Origin of the sequence: Mycobacterium colombiense (genome assembly GCF_001665835.1) — a bacterium.
In the GTDB taxonomy this organism is placed as follows: domain Bacteria; phylum Actinomycetota; class Actinomycetes; order Mycobacteriales; family Mycobacteriaceae; genus Mycobacterium; species Mycobacterium colombiense_A.
The window spans coordinates 1-19,646 of the sequence record NZ_LZSX01000011.1 but is presented as its reverse complement, the minus strand read 5'-3'; the positions used below and the strand labels follow the sequence as shown (position 1 = coordinate 19,646).

19 protein-coding genes and 1 pseudogene are annotated in these 19,646 nt (G+C 68.9%); 7 read left to right on the top strand and 13 right to left on the bottom strand.

The window, feature by feature from the left end:
• Window positions 1-31: 31 nt before the first annotated feature.
• Complete coding sequence (locus tag A5760_RS02270) at window positions 32-1,312, top strand: glycosyltransferase 87 family protein (protein ID WP_064877487.1); 1,281 nt, start codon at window positions 32-34, stop codon at window positions 1,310-1,312.
• Here the strand turns inward: A5760_RS02270 and A5760_RS02265 are convergent.
• The 5 genes from A5760_RS02265 to A5760_RS02245 all read right to left on the bottom strand — a co-directional run bounded on the left by A5760_RS02265 (window position 1,309) and on the right by A5760_RS02245 (window position 4,702).
• Window positions 1,309-2,034 carry a lysophospholipid acyltransferase family protein gene (locus A5760_RS02265; RefSeq protein WP_064877486.1) on the bottom strand — a complete coding sequence of 242 codons (726 nt, stop codon included), beginning with the start codon at window positions 2,032-2,034 and terminating at the stop codon, window positions 1,309-1,311. The two genes, A5760_RS02270 and A5760_RS02265, sit on opposite strands and share 4 nt — an antisense overlap.
• An 85-nt stretch (window positions 2,035-2,119) precedes the next feature.
• Window positions 2,120-2,512 carry a hypothetical protein gene (locus A5760_RS02260; protein ID WP_064877485.1) on the bottom strand — a complete coding sequence of 131 codons (393 nt, stop codon included), beginning with the start codon at window positions 2,510-2,512 and terminating at the stop codon, window positions 2,120-2,122.
• Window positions 2,509-3,780 (bottom strand): ArsA family ATPase, encoded by a 1,272-nt coding sequence (locus A5760_RS02255; protein WP_196771959.1) that lies wholly within the window; start codon window positions 3,778-3,780, stop codon window positions 2,509-2,511. Before A5760_RS02255 ends, A5760_RS02260 begins: the two co-directional genes overlap by 4 nt.
• Complete coding sequence (locus A5760_RS02250; protein WP_064877483.1) at window positions 3,773-4,210, bottom strand: SRPBCC family protein; 438 nt, start codon at window positions 4,208-4,210, stop codon at window positions 3,773-3,775. The genes A5760_RS02255 and A5760_RS02250 overlap by 8 nt, the downstream gene beginning before the upstream one ends.
• 102 nt (window positions 4,211-4,312) lie before the next feature.
• Window positions 4,313-4,702, bottom strand: a complete 390-nt coding sequence (locus tag A5760_RS02245; protein WP_064877482.1) for a hypothetical protein — start codon at window positions 4,700-4,702, stop codon at window positions 4,313-4,315.
• 177 nt (window positions 4,703-4,879) lie between these two features.
• On the opposite strand from A5760_RS02245, the gene A5760_RS02240 reads away from it, so the two are divergent.
• The gene (locus tag A5760_RS02240; RefSeq protein ID WP_064877481.1) at window positions 4,880-6,682 is read left to right on the top strand and encodes an AMP-dependent synthetase/ligase; all 1,803 of its coding nucleotides are present in this window, start codon (window positions 4,880-4,882) and stop codon (window positions 6,680-6,682) included.
• Window positions 6,683-6,704: 22 nt separating this feature from the next.
• Here A5760_RS02240 and pimB read toward each other — a convergent pair whose 3' ends face one another.
• The 4 genes from pimB to A5760_RS25905 form a co-directional block, all read right to left on the bottom strand.
• Window positions 6,705-7,835 (bottom strand): GDP-mannose-dependent alpha-(1-6)-phosphatidylinositol monomannoside mannosyltransferase, encoded by a 1,131-nt coding sequence (pimB, locus tag A5760_RS02235; protein ID WP_064877480.1) that lies wholly within the window; start codon window positions 7,833-7,835, stop codon window positions 6,705-6,707.
• A gap of 64 nt (window positions 7,836-7,899) precedes the next feature.
• Window positions 7,900-8,715 (bottom strand): hypothetical protein, encoded by an 816-nt coding sequence (locus A5760_RS02230; RefSeq protein ID WP_064877479.1) that lies wholly within the window; start codon window positions 8,713-8,715, stop codon window positions 7,900-7,902.
• Between the two features lie 61 nt (window positions 8,716-8,776).
• The gene (gene ripC / locus A5760_RS02225) at window positions 8,777-9,913 is read right to left on the bottom strand and encodes a peptidoglycan hydrolase RipC (protein ID WP_064877478.1); all 1,137 of its coding nucleotides are present in this window, start codon (window positions 9,911-9,913) and stop codon (window positions 8,777-8,779) included.
• A 181-nt stretch (window positions 9,914-10,094) separates the two neighbouring features.
• Window positions 10,095-10,349, bottom strand: a complete 255-nt coding sequence (locus A5760_RS25905) for a hypothetical protein (RefSeq protein WP_196771957.1) — start codon at window positions 10,347-10,349, stop codon at window positions 10,095-10,097.
• Between the two features lie 123 nt (window positions 10,350-10,472).
• Here A5760_RS25905 and A5760_RS02220 point away from each other — a divergent pair.
• Window positions 10,473-12,344 (top strand): annotated as a pseudogene (locus A5760_RS02220) (DEDD exonuclease domain-containing protein); the annotation flags it as partial.
• On the opposite strand, the gene trpD reads toward A5760_RS02220, so the two are convergent.
• The gene (gene trpD / locus A5760_RS25900; RefSeq protein ID WP_231122525.1) at window positions 12,282-13,364 is read right to left on the bottom strand and encodes an anthranilate phosphoribosyltransferase; all 1,083 of its coding nucleotides are present in this window, start codon (window positions 13,362-13,364) and stop codon (window positions 12,282-12,284) included. The pseudogene A5760_RS02220 and the gene trpD overlap by 63 nt on opposite strands.
• Window positions 13,365-13,503: 139 nt before the next feature.
• Between trpD and A5760_RS02210 the strand changes: the two genes are divergently transcribed.
• Genes A5760_RS02210 through A5760_RS02195 form a run of 4 tightly spaced genes read left to right on the top strand, consistent with a single transcriptional unit; the run spans window position 13,504 to window position 17,960 of the window.
• Window positions 13,504-14,115: a cytochrome c oxidase subunit 3 gene (locus tag A5760_RS02210; RefSeq protein WP_064877534.1), complete on the top strand. Its 612-nt coding sequence runs from the start codon at window positions 13,504-13,506 to the stop codon at window positions 14,113-14,115.
• A gap of 29 nt (window positions 14,116-14,144) precedes the next feature.
• Window positions 14,145-15,002, top strand: a complete 858-nt coding sequence (locus A5760_RS02205; RefSeq protein WP_064877476.1) for a cytochrome c — start codon at window positions 14,145-14,147, stop codon at window positions 15,000-15,002.
• Between the two features lie 49 nt (window positions 15,003-15,051).
• Window positions 15,052-16,263, top strand: a complete 1,212-nt coding sequence (locus A5760_RS02200) for a ubiquinol-cytochrome c reductase iron-sulfur subunit (protein WP_064877475.1) — start codon at window positions 15,052-15,054, stop codon at window positions 16,261-16,263.
• A complete protein-coding gene (locus A5760_RS02195) occupies window positions 16,260-17,960 on the top strand; it encodes a cytochrome b (RefSeq protein WP_064877474.1) in 1,701 nt (566 codons plus the stop codon). Before A5760_RS02200 ends, A5760_RS02195 begins: the two co-directional genes overlap by 4 nt.
• A 36-nt stretch (window positions 17,961-17,996) precedes the next feature.
• Here the strand turns inward: A5760_RS02195 and A5760_RS02190 are convergent, their stop codons facing one another.
• The 3 genes from A5760_RS02190 to A5760_RS02180 form a co-directional block, all read right to left on the bottom strand.
• Window positions 17,997-18,392, bottom strand: coding sequence for a DUF5994 family protein (locus tag A5760_RS02190; RefSeq protein WP_064877533.1), 396 nt, complete (start codon window positions 18,390-18,392; stop codon window positions 17,997-17,999).
• Between the two features lie 263 nt (window positions 18,393-18,655).
• Window positions 18,656-19,306: a DUF2561 family protein gene (locus A5760_RS02185; protein ID WP_064877473.1), complete on the bottom strand. Its 651-nt coding sequence runs from the start codon at window positions 19,304-19,306 to the stop codon at window positions 18,656-18,658.
• A partial coding sequence (locus tag A5760_RS02180) for an MmpS family transport accessory protein (protein ID WP_231122524.1) occupies window positions 19,306-19,646 on the bottom strand: 341 nt, incomplete at its 5' end. The genes A5760_RS02185 and A5760_RS02180, both read right to left, overlap by 1 nt.

Genomic DNA, 19,646 nt, shown 5'->3' with positions numbered 1-19,646 from the left:
GGCCCGGGCACCCATTACGCTGTTGTGCGACATGAGTACACGGCAGGCGCCCGGCGTGGGCAATCGACCCGGCTGGGCGCTGTGGTGGGGGCTGGCTTGGCTGGCGGCCGCCGGGGGGCTGAGTTATGCGGCGTGGCAGCTGTTCGGGCACACGCCCTATCGCATCGATATCGACGTCTATCAGATGGGCGCCCGGGCCTGGATGGACGGCCACCCGCTGTACCGCGGGGATGTGCTGTTCCATACGCCGATCGTGGATCTGCCGTTCACCTATCCCCCGCTGGCGGCCATCGTGTTCTGCCCGTTCGCCTGGATGCACATGCCCACCGCCAGCGTCGTGATTACCGCGTTGACGCTGGTGCTGCTGGTCGTGTCGACCGTGATGGTGCTGACCCGCCTCGACGTCTGGAGCAGCTCGACGACGCTGCCCGGCCCGGCCTGGGTGCGCCGGTGGTGGCTGGCGATCGTCGCCGCGGCCGCGGCGACCGTCTGGCTGGAGCCGGTCAGCTCGAACTTCGCGTTCGGCCAGATCAATGTCGTGCTGATGACGCTGGTGATCGCCGACTGTGTGCCGCGGCGCACGCCGTGGCCGCGCGGGCTGCTGCTGGGGCTGGGTATGGCGCTGAAGCTGACCCCGGCCGTGTTCCTGCTCTATTTCCTGCTGCGGCGCGACACCCGCGCGGCGCTGACCGCGCTGGCGTCCTTCGTGGGGGCGACGCTGCTGGGCTTCGCGCTGGCCTGGAACGACTCGTGGGAGTACTGGACGCACACCGTGCTGCACACCGACCGGATCGGTTCCGCGTCGTTGAACACCGACCAGAACATCGCCGGCGCCCTGGCCCGGCTGGGGCTGGGACAGCAGGAACGTTCTCTACTCTGGGTGGCCGCGTCGCTGCTGGTACTGGCGGCGACGGTCTGGGCGATGCGACGGGTGCTGCACGCCGACGAGCCCACGCTCGCGCTTTTGTGCGTCGCGCTGTTCGGGCTCGTGGTGTCGCCGGTGTCCTGGTCGCACCACTGGGTCTGGGTGCTGCCGACGGTCCTGGTGACGGGGATCTTGGGCTGGCGGCGCCGCAACGCGGCGCTGATGGTGCTCAGCGTCATCGGGGTGGCGCTGATGCGCTGGTCGCCGATCGACCTGCTGCCCAAGCACCACGAGGCCAGCGCGGTCTGGTGGCGTCAGCTGGCCGGGATGTCCTACGTCTGGTGGGCGCTGGCGGTCATCGTCGCGGTGGGAGTCACAGTCACCGCCCGCGGTGTTGCGCGGGATGCCGCCCCGCAGCGGTTGGCGCCGGTTACCGCCGTCGGCTAACCGGCGGCCGTCTCGGGAATCCGCGCGGCCTCGCCGTCGGCCGCGTCGTTACCGTCCTTTTTTAGGCTCGCCGCGTAGATGTCGACGTATTCCTGGCCGGACAGTCCCATCAGCTCGTAGATCACCTCGTCGGTGACCGCCCGCTCGATGAAGCGGTTGCCTGCCAGCCCGTCGAACCGGGAGAAGTCCATCGGCTTGCCGAAGCGGACGGTGACCCGGCCGAACCGCAGCATGTTCGTCCCGGGCGGGTTGACGACGTTGGTGCCGATCATCGCGACCGGGATCACCGGAACACCGGTCTCCAAGGCCAACCGCGCCAGTCCCGTCTTGCCCTTGTAGAGCCGCCCGTCCGGCGACCGCGTGCCCTCGGGATACATGCCCAGCAACTTGCCCTGGCTCAGCACCTGCTGCGCGGTGTTCAGTGCGGCCTGGGCGCTGTCGGCGTCCGTGCGGTCGATCGGCACCTGGCCGACGGCGGTGAAGAACCACCGCTGGAACCAGCCCTTCAAACCGGTGCCGGTGAAATATTCCGACTTGGCCAGGAACGTGATTCGGCGCCGCACCACCAGCGGAAGGTAGAAGCTGTCCATCACCGCCAGGTGGTTGCTGGCCAGGATCACCGGCCCGGAACTCGGAACGTGTTCTAAGCCTTCAACTTTCGGCCGACCCAGCAATGACAGCAGCGGGCCGAGGAGCACGTACTTGAATAGCCAGTACCACATGGCCCTCCCTCTCGGCTAAACCGCTGATGTTCTGCGCCAACTGTACCCATCCCCACCCGAACCGACCACCTGCGACGCAGCCCGCTCACTCCTCGAGCGTGACCGGGATGGGCTGATAGCGGGTCCGCGGCGCGGCGTCTTGGGTATCTCCCGGCGCACCGGGCCCGCTGCCGGGTGGACCGTCCGGCGGTTCCGGCGTCGGCTTGGCGGACCGGTCCATGTCGTTGACGATGTCGCGGATCACCTCGAGCAGGGCGATGCTGTGGTCGGCGATCGCGGTGAGCAACGGGTGCTGGTCGCCGGTTGCCAACGCGGCCAGCGCGCACACCGGGCACCACACCTGCTGGCACTTGCCGGTGCCGACACCCGCGCCGGCCGTCAGCGCCGCCGCCGCGCGCACCGCGGGGTCGATGCCGTCCAGGATCGTCTGAGCGAGCCTGCGCAGTTCCGGACCGATGTCGGAATGAGCCCCACTCATTTCGGCCACACCTCCGGATCTGGTCGAAAACGCACCGTCAGTTCGCTACCCCGCAGATGTGCGTCCAGCACGGTGCACCGCCGAAGTACTGATGCCAACCTAACCCGGCGCCGCAAACCCCCGGCGCTGATGATCAGATCGTCATCGACGCGGCCCAACGTCAGGGCCGACGGATCGAGTTGCGGCAACGCTAGCCGCATTCGGTAGATGGACCCTAGTCCCGTGCCGGATTCGAGGTCGACGGTGGGCCGCAGCGGGCCGGGCGGCGCCGTACCGCCCCGGCGCCGGGCGGTGTCGAGCAGCCCGCTCAGCGCCTTGGGCCCGATCGGCTCGCCGGACAGGTGCGGGGTCATCATCAGCGCCACCTCGCCGATGGTGGCGTCGAGCTCGTCGAGCACCCCCTGCTGCTCGGCGATGCGCTCGGTGTACCAGTAGAAGGCGGGGTGATCGGGCAGGTTGCGATACTCGTACGAGTCGTCTTGCAGCAGAACCTGGTTCACGATCAGCTCTTCGACGCGCACCCCCATCAGGGCCAGCGAGCCCAGCGTTCGGGCCGCCTCGGCCGCGACCACCCGCTCGGGCGTCAGCACCAGGTGCGCGCTGACCAGATCGCCGTCGGTGAGCAACGTGCTGAGCGACTCCACGCTCGAGCTGATCCGCTCGAGCAGTGCGACCACAGCCGCCGACCGGGCGTCGTCGGCGGTGACGGACAGCCGGCGATGCCGCGGCCACGCCCGCTCGACATACAGCCCGAAGGTGGCGGGCAACGTCAACATCCGCAGGGCGTCGGCGGTCGACGCGCAGTCGACGACAACGCGATCCCATTCCCCCGAGCGCGCCAGCTCGCCGACGGCGTACAGACCGAGCACTTCCTGAACGCCCGGTAGGGCCGAAAGTTCTTCGGGCGCAATGGTACTCAGCTCCGAGTCGGGAAAGCGCCGGTCCAGCGTGGCGACGACGTCATGCCATCGGGCCTCGAGCAGCGCCAGCGTGTCCAATGCCAGCGCGTCGAGTAACCCGCCGCCGGCCTCCGCCCGCCCGGTTTCGAGGTCGGCGAGCACCCGCACCGGTTCGCCCTGACTGGGCGAGACGGTGATGCCCAGGACGTCACCCAGCGAGTGCGCCTGGTCGGTGGAGACCACCAGCACTCGCTGCCCGGCGCTCGCGGCGCCGATGGCGGTGGCGCAAGCCAGGGTGGATTTCCCTACCCCGCCTTTGCCGACGAAAAGGCTGATCCGGGCCGGGGCAGGCGCAGCGGACTCACTCAGCCTCGACTCGTTTCTTGAGATCTTTCAGCGCGGTGTCGGTCAACCTGCGCTCGGCCTTGCGCTTGAGCAAGCCGATCATCGGCATGGCCAGATCGACGGAGAGTTCGTAGGTGACCTCCGTGCCAGAGCCCTTCGCCGCCAACCGATATGAGCCTTCGAGCGAGCGCAGCAGCGAGCTCGACACCAGGGTCCAGCTCACCGACTGGCGATCCTTGGGCCACACGTAGGACATCACCATCGTGTCCTTGATCACCGTGGCGTCCATGACGATCCGCGCAACTTTGGGGTAGCCGTCGGCGTCCTTCTCCTGAACCTCGGCTTCCTTGTACTCCGAGATCCACTGCGGATAGGAATCGATATCCGCGATCACCTGCATCACGGTGGCCGGGTCGGCTTCGATGTAGATGGTTTGCGTCGTCTTCTCCGCCACCTGGTTGCTGCCCTCTCTCCCGCCAACGGATCGACCCCTCCGATGTGGGGGATCCCGCGGGTCTCGGTGCGACACGGTACTCTCCGCGCGGACCCGACCCGGCTAAACTACCGGAGAAACTCCGACCGGACGTGACCGTTCCAGTGTCGTCTTGACCTCGAACGCCATTTTCTTGCCCGCCACCCGACGGCGGTGCGTCATCTTCGCCAGATTCAGCTTGGCCAGCTGCCAGGCCGCCACCCCGGTCGGCTCGGCGTGCAGGAAGTAGTGCAGCACGACGCCGTCCAGCGAGGGTTCCAGCCAGATCTCCATGGTCCCGGTCACCGCGCCGGTGACCGCCCACCGGATGCCCTTCTCCCCGCGATCCTCGACGACCTGCAGCCGCAGGTCCGGCCACCAGCGGCGCCAGCTCGATTGATCGGCGACCGCGGCGCCTACCCGTGCGCCGGCAGCGGCGACAAACGTCTCATCCGCGATCTGGATGCTGCTCATGACCACAGCTTCACACACCGGTCGGCCGCGCCCGGCCGAGGGCGGCCCCGACTCGCGGCGGGCAATCGAGGCCTTGGGCTGACCCACTCAGGCCGTGCTGGATCAACGCGCGGATTAGGCTGGTGACCAGCAACCCGGCTCCCGGGAATCTTCACGAGGTCAATCGAGGTCAGAAGAGTGCGTGAGTACAGCGTCCCCGCCCGCTTTTCCGTCGGCGAACAGGACAACATCGCCGCGATGGTCTTCGAACACGAGCGCGACGACCCCAACTTCGTCATCTACCAGCGTCAAGTCGACGATGAGTGGACCGACGTCACCTGCGCCGAGGCGGCCCAGCAGATCCGCTCCGCCGCACTGGGTTTGATCTCGCTGGGCGTGCAGGCCGGCGACCGGGTGTCCATCTTCTCGGCCACCCGCTACGAATGGGCGATCCTCGACCTGGCGATCCTGTCGGTGGGCGCGGTCACCGTGCCGATCTATGAGACGTCGTCGGCGGAGCAGGTGCGCTGGGTACTGCAGGACTCCGAGGCGGTGCTGGCATTCGCCGAGACCGACGAGCACGCGGCGATGGTCACCGAGCTGACCGCCGAACTGCCCGCGCTGCGCCGGGTGCTGCACATCGACGGTTCGGGCCCCAAGGCGCTCGACCAGCTGGTGGAGGCCGGCGCATCGGTGGAACCGGCGGAGCTGACCGCCCGCCTGGAGGGGCTGCGGGCCGAGGATCCGGCGACGCTCATCTACACGTCGGGCACCACCGGGCGGCCCAAGGGGTGCCAGCTGACGCATTCGAATCTGCTCTACGAAACCAGGGGCGCCAAGGAGAGTCTGCCGACGCTGCTCGACGAGGGGCAGCGGCTGCTGGTCTTCTTGCCGCTGGCGCACGTGCTGGCGCGCTCACTGACGTTGTCCGCGTTCGCCAACAAGGTCACCGTCGGGTTCACCAGCGACATCAAGAACCTGGTGCCGCTGTTCGCGGTGTTCAAACCGACCGTGGTGGTGTCGGTCCCACGCGTGTTCGAAAAGGTTTACAACACCGCCGAGCAGAACGCCTCCAACGACGGCAAGGGTCGGATCTTCGCGGCGGCCGTGCAGACCGCGGTCGACTGGAGCGAGGCGCAGGACCGTGGCCGCCGCGGGCTCGCGCTGCGCGCCAAGCACGCCCTGTTCGACCGGCTGGTGTACAACAAATTGCGCGCCGCGCTGGGCGGCGACTGCCACGCGGCCGTCTCCGGCGGCGCACCGCTCGGCTCGCGGCTGGGCCACTTCTACCGGGGCGTGGGTCTGATCATCCACGAGGGCTACGGCCTGACCGAGACCAGCTCGGCGATCACCGTCAACCAGGTCGGCAACGTCAAGATCGGCACCGTCGGAACGCTGGTGCCCGGCAACAGCATGCGCATCGCCGAGGATGGCGAACTGCTGGTGCGCGGCGGCGTGGTGTGCAGCGGCTACTGGCGCAACGAACAGGCCACCGAGGACGCCTTCACCGACGGCTGGTTCAAGACCGGCGACCTGGGCGTGCTCGACGAAGACGGCTTCCTGAAGATCACCGGGCGCAAGAAGGAGATCATCGTGACCGCCGGCGGCAAGAACGTCGCGCCGGCGGTCCTGGAGGATCGGTTGCGCGCCCATCCGTTGATCAGCCAGGCGATGGTGGTCGGGGACAACAAGCCATTCATCGGCGCGTTGATCACGATCGACCCCGAAGCGTTCGACGGCTGGAAGCAGCGCAACCAGAAGGGCGCCGGGGCGTCGGTGAGCGATCTGACCACCGATCCCGACCTGGTCGCCGAGGTGGACGCGGCCATCAAGGACGCCAATCAGGCGGTGTCGCACGCGGAGTCGATCCGCAAGTTCCGCATCCTGCCGGTCGATTTCACCGAGGACACCGGTGAACTGACGCCGACGATGAAGGTCAAGCGCAACGTGGTGGCCGAGAAGTTCGCCTCAGACATCGAGGCCATCTACCAGAAGGACTAGCGCGGGCGGGCGCGGTGCCCACTCAGCCGAGCAGCCCGCCCAACCGTGCCGCAAGGGTGTCCCAGCGCCACTGGGCCGTCACCCAGTCGCGCCCGGCCGCGCCCATCGCGACGGCCCGGTCACGGTCGGTCAGCAATTCGGCGATGGCGTCGGCGATCTCGTCCACCTCGCGGCCGTCGACGACCAGCCCGGTCTTGTTGTGCTGCACCGTTTCTGGAGCTCCCCCGGATCTGCCGGCAATGACCGGCACGCCGGTCGCCGACGCCTCGAGGAACACGATGCCCAACCCCTCGACGTCCAGCCCCGCGCCGCGGGTGCGGCACGGCATCGCGAACACGTCGGCCAGCGCGTGATGCGTGGGCAGCTCCGCGGCCGGTACACCGCCGGTGAAGGTGACATCGTCGGCCACTCCGCACTCGCGGGCCAGTGCGCGAAGCGAGTCCTCGTAGGGGCCGCCGCCGACGATGACCAGGGCGGCGCCGTCGACGCGCCGCCGGATCGACGGCAGGGCTTTGATGAGCATGTCCTGACCTTTGCGCGGCACCAGCCGGGACACGCACACCACGGTGGGCCGCTCCCCCAGCCCGTAGCGGTTACGCAGCTGCGCCCGACCCGCCGGATCGGGCCGGAACCGGTCGATGTCCACCCCGGACGGCAGGTATTCCAGCGAAGCCTTGGGACCGAACGCCGGCGCGAACCGGGAACGGGTGTAGCGGCTGACGAAGGTGACGGCGTCGGTGTCGTCGCCGATGCGGCGTAGCACCGAGCGCGCGACCGGGAGCATCGACCACCCGACCTCGTGGCCGTGGGTGCTGGCCAGCACCCGGCTCGCCCCGGCCCCGCGGGCGCGCTGGGCCAGTAGGGCCAGCGGTGCGGCCGCCCCGAACCAGACGGTGTCGATGCCCTCGTCGGCGATCAGCCGCCGCATCCGGGTGTCGACCGCCGGGCCCGGCAGCATCAGCGTGCCCGGGTGGCGCACCACCCGATAGCGGGCGGCCTCGTCGTACGCCTCGGCGCCCTTCCATTGCGGCGCGTACACGGTCACCGAATGCGGCCCGGCGTCGACCAGCCGGCCGACGAACTCACCGAGGTACGACTGGATGCCGCCCGGGCGGGGCGGAAAGTCGTTGGTTACCAGCAGGACCCGACTCACTTGCGTCAGGCTAGCTTGGCGACGATGCGGGCCGTGCACACGGCCTGAGCCGGGCGAGCCGGCCCTAGTGGGTCAGCCACTGCTGCCAGCGCGTGAGCAGGCCCGCCGGGCTGGCACCCAGCACATCCTGTCCGGCAGCGGCCATGTCGGCGTGCCTGATGCCGCAGGTGGCCAGGTAGAGATCGCGCAACTTGGGTGCTCCGAAGGTGTCGGCGACGAAGCGGGCGAACCACCACGCGCGGTCGTAGGCCAGCGAGCGCTGCGCCCCGGGCACGTCCAGGTCGCCGTCGGTGGGCAACGCCATGGGTAACAACGTGTCGGTGGGCACCGGCGTGGGTGGGCGGCCGACGAAGTCGGCCACCCCCTCGGCGAGCCAGCGGGGCGCGTCCGCGATGGTGTCGGCACGCGCGGCGTAGTGAAAAAGCTCGTGGGTCAACACGATTCGCAGCGATGCCGCGCTCATGTTGGCCGCGCCCGGCGCGAACACTATCCGCTGGCCGACGGCGACCCGGCGAACGGGGTCGACGCGGTCGACGACCGTCACGGCCGCGATGTCGGCCCACTGGGGCGCCGGTCCCCCGCCGGCGGCGGCGCGAAACTCCTCGTCGGTGCCGGCCGCGACCACCGAGATCTCGTGCGGCCAGTCGACGCCCCAGAATGACTCCACCGCGGTGATCGCCGCGCCCATGGTCGAGGCCACCCGGGACAACAACCGCTCGCTGGCGGGCCCGCCGAGACCCTGCAGCCGGACGGTGCGGTCACCGACGGTGATCGATTTCGTCGACGCACTGACTTGGCTCCGGGCGGGCGTGACCAGCTGGGCGGGTCGGATCCGGCTTTCGCGCGCGGCGTCGAACGGTACGGCCGCGGCCACCAGCAGCTCGACGACGAATACCCAGGCCAGCAGTATCGGGAGCCGCCGGCGCCGCGGTCGAGGGTCTCTAGTAACGGCGGGCGTCGTAGATCGGGCCGCCGGCGCTCATCGGCGCGACCCGGACCGGCACGCCATAGGTAGAGGAATGGATCATCATGCCGTCGCCGATGTAGATGCCGGTGTGCGACGCGTCGGAGTAGAAGGTCAGCACGTCACCGGGCTGTAGCTCCCCCAGCGAGACGGGCTGGCCGCCGTGCGCCAACGCCTGGCTGGAGTGCGGCAAGGAGATACCGGCCTGCTGGAACGCCCACATCACCAGGCCGGAGCAATCGAATCCGCCCGGTGCGGAGCCACCCCACACGTAGGGCGAACCGACCTGGGTCAGCGCGGCCTGCACGACGGTGGCGCGGTCGCCGCCGCCGACCCCGTTGGGAGCCATGCCGGGAATGCCGGGCATTCCACCGGCGGGCGGAGCCTCACCCGGCGCCTGCCCGGGGGGTGCGCCAGGGGGCGCCGCTTCCGGCGCCGGAGCGCCGGGAGCCGGGCCTGGGTTGGCCAGCGCGGTGCGCTGGTCGGCAGTCAAAGAGAGGTATTGCGACTTGACGACCGCGATCTGCACCTGCAGCTGGCTCTGCTTGGACTGCAGACTCGCGCGGACGGCGGCGGCCTGCTCGGCCGCGCTCTTGGCGTCGGCGGCGGACTTGGCGGATTCCCGCTCGGCCTTGGCGGCCTGCTCCCCGGCGATCCGGTAGCTCTTCATCTGGCCGGCCATCTGCGTGGCCATCACCCGCTGCACCGCCAGCTTGTCGATCAGGCCCTGCGGCGAGCCGGCGGTCAGGATGGCCTCCATGCCGTCGACGCGGCCGCCCATGTAGGTCGAGGCGGCGAGCTTGTTGACCGAATCCTGATACGACGACAGATGCGCCTTGGCCGCGTCGACCGCGGCCTGGTCGTCGTTGTGCTTCTTGTCCGCGGCGCGCTGGGCGGCCAGCTTGTCGTTCAGGTCAAGCTGGGCGCTGTGCATCGCCTCGGTGGTCTGCTCGGCCTGGCGGGACAGCTCATTGAGTTTTGCCGTGGCGTCTTCGGCCGGGTCGGCCCACGAGGGGGCTGTCATGACACCGGAGAAGATCGCGAAGCCAGCTAGTGCCCCTATGGCCGAACGTGTCAGGACACGCGCAACCGGGTGCCTAGAGTCAAGCCTCAAGATTTGCTTCCTTAAACGGCCATCGACGATGGATAGGTCATCGAGCTGGTTTAGGTCTCAAACAGGTTACGAAACGATATCGGCGTTTGTCCAAAGCGAGCGGTTAAGAAATTAGAAAGAATCCTGTCATTTCTATGTGAATCGTTTCGCGTTGTCCGAGGACCTTTGTGGGACAAGGCGATTAGGCTACACCAGAACCTCGATCCCGACGAATCGGGACGAGACGAAGTCGCGGCGCCAAGCCAACTTCGGCAAGAACTTCCAAAGCCGCTCGTTCATCTTGCAATAAAGTATCCGGAACCCCGAGTATCACGCTGACGACGCAGTCGCGGCAGCCGGGGCCGCGCACCGCGCACTCGTCGCAGTCGATCACCACCGGTGCCCCCGGCTCCGGCGGCGTCATGCCGATGTCGGTCGGTCCATTTCTTGGTGCCATCGGGATCGGTCCTCTCGCTCTGGCTCCGGCAAATTAGGTGGGCGAACATCACGCCGGACTGCCCGAACGGTAACCGCGAGCACCGACAGGTGTCCGTCCCCGCATTCCGGCCACGCGCCCGGCGTGGGAGCCGCGCGGGTGTCGGTCGTCGGCCTTAACGTCACCGCCGTGGCTTCCAGGGGTGCGACTCAGCTGAGCTTCGCCGACGTGGGATCCCCGTTCACGCCCGACGAACTCTCGCTGCGCGAGACCACCTTCGTCGTGGTCGACCTGGAGACCACCGGCGGGCGCACCAAGGGCACCGCGGGCACCGTTCCCGACGCCATCACCGAAATCGGGGCGGTCAAGGTGCGCGGCGGCGTGGTGCTCGGCGAGTTCGCCACCCTGGTGGATCCGCAGCGCAGCATCCCGCCGCAGATCGTGCAGCTGACCGGCATCACCACCGCGATGATTTCCGACGCACCGACCATCGACTCCGTCCTGCCGATGTTCCTGGAGTTCGCCGGCTTGGAGCACGGGGCGGTGCTCGTCGCGCACAACGCGGGGTTCGACATCGGCTTCCTGCGTGCCGCCGCGCAGCAGTACGACATCGCCTGGCCGCGGCCGCAGGTGCTGTGCACGGTCCGGCTGGCCCGCCGGGTGCTCAGCCGCGAGGAGGCCCCCAGCGTGCGGCTGGCCTCGCTGGCGCGGCTGTTCGCCGTGGCCACCCAGCCCACCCACCGCGCCCTGGACGATGCGCGCGCCACCGTCGACGTCTTGCACGCCCTCATCGAGCGGGTGGGCAACCAGGGCGTGCACACCTATGCCGACCTGCGCTCGTATCTGCCCGACGTGACACCCACCCAGCGCCGCAAGCGGGTGCTCGCCGAGGGCCTGCCGCGCCGGCCGGGCGTGTACCTGTTCCGCGGGCCATCGGGCGAGGTGCTCTACATCGGCACCGCCGTCGACCTGCGGCGGCGGGTCAGCCAGTACTTCACCGGCGCCGATCCCCGGGGCCGCATGAAGGAGATGGTCGCGCTGGCCGGCGCGGTCGACCACGTCGAGTGCGCCCACGCGCTGGAGGCCGGCGTGCGCGAGCTGCGGCTGCTGGCCGCGCATGCCCCGCCGTACAACCGGCGGTCCCGGTTCCCGCAGCGCTGGTGGTGGGTGGCGCTCACCGAGGAGGCCTTCCCCCGCCTCGCCGTGGTGCGAGCGCCGCGGCACGACCGCGCCGTCGGCCCGTTCCGGGCCCGCGCCGATGCCGCCGACACGGCCGCGCTGCTCGCGCGGTTCACCGGGTTACGAACCTGCACCAATCGGCTGGGCCGCTCGTCGCTGCACGGACCGCTGTGCGCAGAGGCGGAGGTGTCGCCGTGCCCGGCCGCGCGCGGCGTCACCGCCACCCAGTACGCCGCCGCCGTGGCGCGGGTCGCGGCGCTGGTGGACGGCGCGGACAACTGCGCGCTGAGGTCGGCGGTGGATCAGGTCGGTGCGCTCGCCGACCGGCATCACTTCGAGAGCGCCGCGCGCCTGCGCGACCGCACCGTCACCGCGATCGAGACGCTGTGGCGCGGTCAGCGGCTGCGCGCCCTGGCCGCGCTGCCCGAGCTGATCGCCGCCGCGCCTGACGGCGAGGGTGGCTATCACCTGGCCGTCATCCGCCACGGCCAGCTCGCCGCGGCGGGCAGCGCCCGGCGCGGGGTGCCGCCGATGCCGGTCGTCGACGCGATTGTTGCTGGGGCACAAGCGATTCTGCCCACACCCGCCCCACTCGGCGGCGCACTGGTCGAGGAGACCGCGCTCATCGTGCGCTGGTTGTCGGCGCCCGGGGTGCGCATCGTCGGGGTCGCCGAGGACGGCTGGGCTTCCCCGCTGCGGTCGGCCGGCGCCTGGTCGGCGTGGGCCGCGACGGCGCGCTCGGCGCGACTGGCGAGCGAGCAGGCGCTGCGGGAATCAGACCTGCTGGCCGAACCGCACCCATCGCGCGAGCAGTTGTTCGGCAGCACCGGAATCGATGGCCTTACGCGCACGGGCCAGCCCGTCCTCCCACGCCGGCAACCATTCGGCGCGGCTGGATAACCCGGCGTGCGCGACGATCGCGCCGGCGGCATTGAGGACGACGGCGTCGCGCACCGGACCCTTGCCCCCGGCCAGCACCGCGCGGACCTCCGCGGCGTTGGCCTGCGCGTCACCGCCCAACAAATCGTCGAGATCGGCTCGGGGGAAACCGAATCCGGCCGGATCGAAGGTCAGCTTGTCCACGGTGCCGGCCTGCACCCGCCAGATCGTGCTCGTGGTGGTGGTCGTCAACTCGTCGAGCCCGTCGTCACCGTGCACCACCAGGACACTGGACCGGCGCGCGGCGAACACCCCGGCCATCACCTCGGAGAGCTCAGCGAACGCGCAGCCGATCAATCCGGCCCGCGGCCTGGCCGGATTGGTAAGCGGCCCAAGGAGATTGAACACCGTCGGCACACCGATTTCGCGACGCACCGCGGAGGTGTGCCGGTAAGACGGGTGGAACAGCGGCGCGAAGCAGAACCCGATGCCGACCTCGGCGAGGCTGCGTGCGACCTGTTCGGGGCCGAGGTCGATGCGGATGCCGAGCGCCTCGAGCGTGTCGGCGCCGCCGGACAACGACGAGGCCGCCCGGTTGCCGTGCTTCACGACCGGCACGCCCGCGGCCGCGACCACGAGCGCCGCCATCGTGGACAGGTTCACGGTGTTGACCCCGTCGCCGCCGGTGCCGACGATGTCGACGGTGTCGTCGCGGATGGCACCGGGGGGCATCGGCAGCGCGTGGTTGAGCATCACGTCGGCCAACTCGATGACTTCGGCCGAGGTGGGAACCTTCGCCTGCATCGCCACCGCGAAGGCCGCGATCTGGGCGGGGCTCGCGTCGCCGGCCATGATCCGGTCCATCGCCCAGGCGGCCTGTCCGCGCGCCAGGTCCTGCCCGCCGGTCAGACGGGACAGGATCCGCGGCCACGAGGTCGCGGGTGCGCCGGACGGCGACGCCTTAGATGACAAAGCCACGCGCCGATGGTCCCACGACGACCACACCTGCCCCAACCGTCTCCGCGAGCGCCCCGCTGCGCACCCGCGCACGACGCGCCAGACACCAAATGCCGCCCCGGGTGGAGTTCAACAACTACAAAGCGTCATACTTGCGGATGTGACCAGCGCTGCCGGGACTTCGGGTACTGCAATTACGTCGCGGGTGCATTCGCTGAACCGACCCAACATGGTCAGCGTCGGCACCATCGTTTGGCTGTCCAGCGAGCTGATGTTCTTTGCCGGCCTCTTCGCGATGTACTTCACCGCTCGCGCCCAATCGGGCGGGAAGTGGCCGCCGCCGCCGACCGAGCTGAACCTGTACCAGGCCGTCCCGGTCACGTTGGTGCTGATCGCGTCGTCGTTCACCTGCCAGATGGGGGTGTTCGCGGCCGAGCGCGGCGACGTGTTCGGGCTGCGCCGCTGGTACGTGCTCACCTTCCTGATGGGCCTGTTCTTCGTTTGCGGCCAGGGCTACGAGTACTACCACCTGATGTCGCACGGGACCACCATCCCGGGCAGCGCCTACGGCAGCGTGTTCTACCTGGCGACCGGGTTCCACGGCCTGCACGTCACCGGCGGCCTTATCGCCTTCATCTTCTTGCTGGCCCGCACCGCGATGAGCAAGTTCACGCCGGCGCAGGCTACGGCCAGCATCGTCGTCTCGTACTACTGGCATTTCGTCGACATCGTGTGGATCGCGCTGTTCGCCGTGATCTATTTCATCCGATGAGCAGGCGCTGGACGAACAGGAGTGCTCGGTTGAAGAAACTGGGATCTACCCGATCCGGTGCGGCCAAGCCGCCACAGGGGCAGCGTGACCGTTCGCGACGGCGGCTGCGCCGCAGGCTGTCCGGCGGTCTGCTGCTGCTGATCGCACTGACCGTCGCAGGCGGCCTGGCCGCCATCCTGACCCCGCGGCCGCAGGTGGCCGTCGCCGACGAGTCGAACTCGGCGCTGCTGCGCACCGGCAAGCAGCTGTTCGACACGTCGTGCGTGTCCTGCCACGGCGCCAATCTGCAGGGTGTCCACGACCGCGGGCCGAGCCTGATCGGCGTCGGCGAGGAAGCCGTCTACTTCCAGGTGTCGACGGGCCGGATGCCGGCGATGACCGGCGAGGCCCAGGCGCCGCGCAAGGAACCGATCTTCGACGAAGGCCAGGTCGACGCGCTGGGCGCGTACGTCCAGGCCAACGGCGGCGGCCCGACCACGGTGCGCAACCCGGACGGCAGCCTGGCGATGCGCTCGCTGCGCGGCGAGGACCTGGGCCGCGGTGGCGACCTGTTCCGGCTCAACTGCTCCTCCTGCCACAACTTCACCGGCAAGGGCGGGGCGCTGTCGTCCGGCAAGTTCGCGCCGGACCTGGAGCCCGCCAACGAGCAGCAGATCCTGGCGGCGATGCGGACCGGTCCGCAGAACATGCCGAAGTTCTCTGACCGTCAGCTGTCATTCGAAGCCAAGAAGGACATCATCGGCTACATCAAGGCGGTGACCGAGGAGCGCCAGCCGGGCGGCTACGGCCTGGGCGGATTCGGGCCCGCACCCGAGGGCATGGCCGCCTGGATCATCGGGATGGTCGCGGCCATCGGGCTGGCACTGTGGATTGGGGCACGAGCATGAGCCGCGCCGAGACGATGCAGACCAACGCGATGAGGAGGAGCGGCGCAAAATGAGCGAGGCGGACGTTCGCGGCTCTGACACCGGCGGGAACCCGCACGGCGCCGGCGAGCGGGAACCCGACGACGCGGCGCTGGCCGCCATGTCGCAGCACGAACTGGTGGCGCTGGGCGGCAAGCTGGACGGCGTCGAGACGGTGTTCAAGGAACCCCGTTGGCCGATCGAGGGCACCAAAGCCGAAAAGCGCGCCGAGCGTGGCGTCGCCCTCTGGCTTTTGCTGGGCGGTTTCTTCGGGCTGGCGCTGCTGCTGATCTTCTTGTTCTGGCCCTGGGAGTACAAGCCCAAGGAGAGCGCCGGCAGCTTCCTGTACGACCTGGCCACGCCGCTCTACGGCCTGACCTTCGGGATGGCGATCCTGTCGATCGGGATCGGCGTCATCCTCTACCAGAAACGCTTTATCCCCGAAGAGATTTCGATTCAGGACCGCCACGACGGCGCCTCGCGCGACGTCGACCGCAAGACGGTGGTGGCGAACCTGACCGACGCGTATCAGGGGTCGACCGTCGGGCGCCGCAAGCTGATCGGCCTGTCGCTGGGGATGGGGCTGGGCGCCTTCGGCCTGTCCACCCTGGTCGCGTTTGCCGGCGGGTTGATCAAGAACCCGTGGAAGCCGGTCGTGCCCACCGCCGACGGGAAGAAGGCCGTGCTGTGGACGTCCGGCTGGAGCCCGCGCTACCACGGCGAGACCATCTTCCTGGCGCGCGCCACCGGCTCCGCCTCCACGTCGCCGTTCGTCAAGATGCGCCCCGAGGACCTCGACGCCGGCGGCATGGAAACCGTGTTCCCATGGCGGGAGTCCGACGGCGACGGCACCACACCGGAATCGCAGGAGAAGCTGCGGGCCATCAACCAGGGTGTGCGAAACCCGGTGATGCTCATCCGAGTTCGGCCCACCGACATGAACCGCGTGGTCAAACGGCAGGGCCAGGAGAGCTTCAACTTCGGCGAGTTCTTCGCCTACACCAAGGTCTGCTCGCACCTGGGTTGCCCCGCCTCCCTCTACGAGGAGCAGTCCTACCGGATCTTGTGCCCTTGCCACCAGTCGCAGTTCGACGCGCTGCACTTCGCCAAGCCGATTTTCGGGCCCGCCGCGCGCGCGTTGGCGCAACTGCCGATCACCATCGACTCCAACGGGTATCTGGTCGCCAATGGTGACTTCGTCGAGCCCGTCGGACCGGCATTCTGGGAGAGGACGACGACATGAGTCCGAAATTGAGTCCCCCGAAGATCGGCGATGTCCTGGCCCGTCAAGGCGAGGACATCGACACGCGCTACCACCCGTCCGCGGCGGTCCGTAGACAGCTCAACAAGGTCTTTCCCACCCACTGGTCGTTCCTGCTGGGTGAGATCGCGATGTACAGCTTCATCGTGCTGCTGCTCACCGGCGTGTACCTGACACTGTTCTTCGATCCGTCCATGGGTGAGATCACCTACAACGGTGCCTACCAGCCGCTGCGCGGCGTGGACATGTCGAAGGCCTTCGCATCGACCCTCGACATCTCCTTCGAGGTGCGCGGTGGCCTGTTCGTGCGTCAGGTCCACCACTGGGCGGCGCTGATCTTCTCCGCGTCGATCATGGTGCACCTGGCCCGCATCTTCTTCACCGGCGCCTTCCGGCGGCCGCGCGAGGCCAACTGGGTCATCGGTTCGCTGCTGCTGATCCTGGCCATGTTCGAGGGCTACTTCGGCTACTCGCTGCCCGACGACCTGTTGTCCGGTATCGGGTTGCGCGCCGCACTGTCCTCGATCACGTTGGGCATGCCGGTGATCGGCACCTGGCTGCACTGGGCCCTGTTCGGCGGTGACTTCCCCTGCGGCGGTATCGGAAGCGAATGCGCCACAGCGGGTTACATCATCCCGCGCATGTACGCCCTGCACATTCTGCTGCTGCCCGGGATCATCCTGGCGCTGATCGGCCTGCACCTGGCCATGGTGTGGTTCCAGAAGCACACCCAGTTCCCCGGTCCCGGTCGCACCGAACACAACGTGGTCGGTGTTCGAGTGATGCCGATATTCGCGGTCAAGTCCGGCGCGTTCTTCGCCGCGATCGTCGGCGTGCTGGGCCTGCTGGGTGGTCTGATGCAGATCAACCCGATCTGGAACCTGGGGCCGTACAAGCCATCTCACGTCTCAGCCGGTTCGCAGCCGGACTTCTACATGATGTGGACCGAGGGCTTGGCACGTATCTGGCCGCCATGGGAGTTCTACTTCTGGCACCACACCATTCCCGCGCCGGTATGGGTGGCGCTGATCATGGGCGGTGTGTTCGGCCTGCTGATGGTGTATCCGTTCCTGGAGAAGCGGTTCAGCGGTGATTACGCGCACCACAACCTGCTGCAGCGGCCGCGCGACGTGCCGGTGCGCACGTCGATCGGTGCGATGGCGATCGCGTTCTACATGCTGCTGACGCTGTGCGCGATGAACGACATCATCGCGTTCAAGTTCGACATCTCGCTGAACGCGACGACGTGGATCGGGCGCATCGGCATGGTGATCGTTCCGCCGGTGGTCTACTTCATCACCTACCGGTGGTGCATCGGTCTGCAGCGCAGCGACCGCGCGGTGCTCGAGCACGGCATCGAGACGGGCATCATCAAGCGGCTGCCGCACGGCGCCTACGTCGAGCTGCACCAGCCGCTGGGCCCGGTCGACGATCACGGCCACCCGCTGCCGCTGGAATACCAGGGCGCGGCACTGCCCAAGAAGATGAACAAGCTGGGCTCGGCCGGATCTCCGGGCAGCGGCAGCTTCCTGTTCGCCGACCCGGCATCCGAGGATGCGGCGCTGCGCGAGGCGGCGCACGGCTCGGAGCTGCGCGCCCTGACCGCACTGCGCGAACACCAGGACGGCCTCAACGGTTCGACAAACGGTTCGACAAACGGCGAGGGCGGCGAGCACTAGCTCGCTCCCCCACCCGTTTTCGTCGGTGTCCAGCCCCTACAGGTGGGCACAGGCCCGTTGCTGCTGGGCGGCCCGCAGGATCGAGCCGGCCATGACGAACACCCGTTTGCCCATGTCGCGCGTTTCGACAGGGAGCCCGGCGGCGCAGCGCAACACCATCATGGCCAGCGTGCTGTAAGTCGCGTACGGGACGATCAGCAGGTTGACGCGTGCGTCTCCCCCGATGACCGTCATCACGTGCTGGCGTTTGTTCTCCCATCCCGGGCAGTTGAAGTCCGGCGGCCGCTGCAACGGCGGCCAGTTGACGTTGATGGAGCTGACGTCGCCGAGCAAGGGTGTCAGCAGCGTGACCAGGCCGGGCAATTCGTTGGTGATGCGGTCCGCACGGGGCCACCACGCGCCGTCGATGGTGCGACCGAGCTCACAGCCCACCGACACCCGGATGGGATTGACGCGTGTTCGCCGTCTGCCTGCGGCATCGACTTGCGGTTCCCCTTCAGGATTGGCGTCCTTCGCCTAGACGGATCCGGCGGAGCGAGGGATCGCATTGCCCGTGGCTGTCATCCGCACCGACCGCGGGACCGCCGCTGACAACGAAACGGCTCGCGTCCGACGCTACGCCACCCCGGCGCACCGGACCGGGCGCGGGGTCCGCAACGCCGTGACGGACGCAGAGCCACGAGCGACAGCGGCGGCTATTGCTCGGCGACGACGTGGCGGAGCTGACGAATGTGCAGCCACTCCACCACCGGCATGGCCGCGGTGATCACACCGGCGAACCCATACCCGACCCACGATGCGCCATCGTGGCCGACCGCCATCAGGTAGGTCGCCGTCGCGACCGCGATCAGTGCAGCGCCCATAGTGCCGATCAGAATCACGGTGCCGCGCAACCAGACTCGGTCTACCGCCTCGCCCGACCACTCGGCGCCCGGGGCCGGCGCGGCCGATTGCACGGTGGTGGTCCGCTCGCTCCCCGGGCGCAGGGCGGCGGTCCCCAGCCGCACCGAAGGCCTTGCCGACCCGCGCGACGGCGCGGTCATCGCCTGGGCGGCCGGCTCGGCCTGCGACATCCGGCGGGCGCGCAACAGGATGGGGATCGCGCCAGCGATGATCAGCGCCGAAACGATGATGACGGCGTACAGCACCCAGGTGGTGTGCGGGCTGCTGGCTGCCTTGTGAAAACCCCTGCCCAGATCCGCCAGCGCGACGGCGGCCGCCACGCTGACGCCCAGCAGCACCAGATAGACCGCGGCGCACGCGCCGATCAGGATGCGGTCGATGACCTCGGGCGCAATGGTGTCGTCGCCCACGCCCCGCCGGTACGACGAATATCTGCTGACCATCAGCAGCTCGTCTGCGGCGAGTCGTTGCTATTCGACGAAAGCACCGCTCCGTCGCTGGTCGTGATCGAGCAATTGAGCCTGCTGAGCCGGAACAGGCTGGAGGCCTCCACCGAGCCCACATCGGATTGCGAGATCGGGGTGACGGTCATCGACCACGGGATGTACACATTGTGCTGCGTGCGGCGCCGCCCGGACGCGTCGACGTAGGTCACCGAGATGATGTCGCCCGGGGCCTTGGTGCCGGTCACCGAGTAGGTGACCTGGCGCGGACCCGCCGGCGTGGTGGGCGGCGGCGGCGCGGCCGCCGTGGAGGGCGCCGGCGGCGGCGCCGGTGAGCGGG

Excerpts from the sequence above, each read along its gene's own strand:
- A5760_RS02270 (WP_064877487.1), top strand. The coding sequence starts at position 32 with ATGAGTACACGGCAGGCGCCCGGCGTGGGCAATCGACCCGGCTGGGCG.
- A5760_RS02265 (WP_064877486.1), bottom strand. The coding sequence starts at position 2,034 with ATGTGGTACTGGCTATTCAAGTACGTGCTCCTCGGCCCGCTGCTGTCA.
- A5760_RS02260 (WP_064877485.1), bottom strand. The coding sequence starts at position 2,512 with ATGAGTGGGGCTCATTCCGACATCGGTCCGGAACTGCGCAGGCTCGCT.
- A5760_RS02245 (WP_064877482.1), bottom strand. The coding sequence starts at position 4,702 with ATGAGCAGCATCCAGATCGCGGATGAGACGTTTGTCGCCGCTGCCGGC.
- A5760_RS25905 (WP_196771957.1), bottom strand. The coding sequence starts at position 10,349 with ATGGCACCAAGAAATGGACCGACCGACATCGGCATGACGCCGCCGGAG.
- A5760_RS02200 (WP_064877475.1), top strand. The coding sequence starts at position 15,052 with ATGAGCGAGGCGGACGTTCGCGGCTCTGACACCGGCGGGAACCCGCAC.
- A5760_RS02195 (WP_064877474.1), top strand. The coding sequence starts at position 16,260 with ATGAGTCCGAAATTGAGTCCCCCGAAGATCGGCGATGTCCTGGCCCGT.
- A5760_RS02185 (WP_064877473.1), bottom strand. The coding sequence starts at position 19,306 with ATGGTCAGCAGATATTCGTCGTACCGGCGGGGCGTGGGCGACGACACC.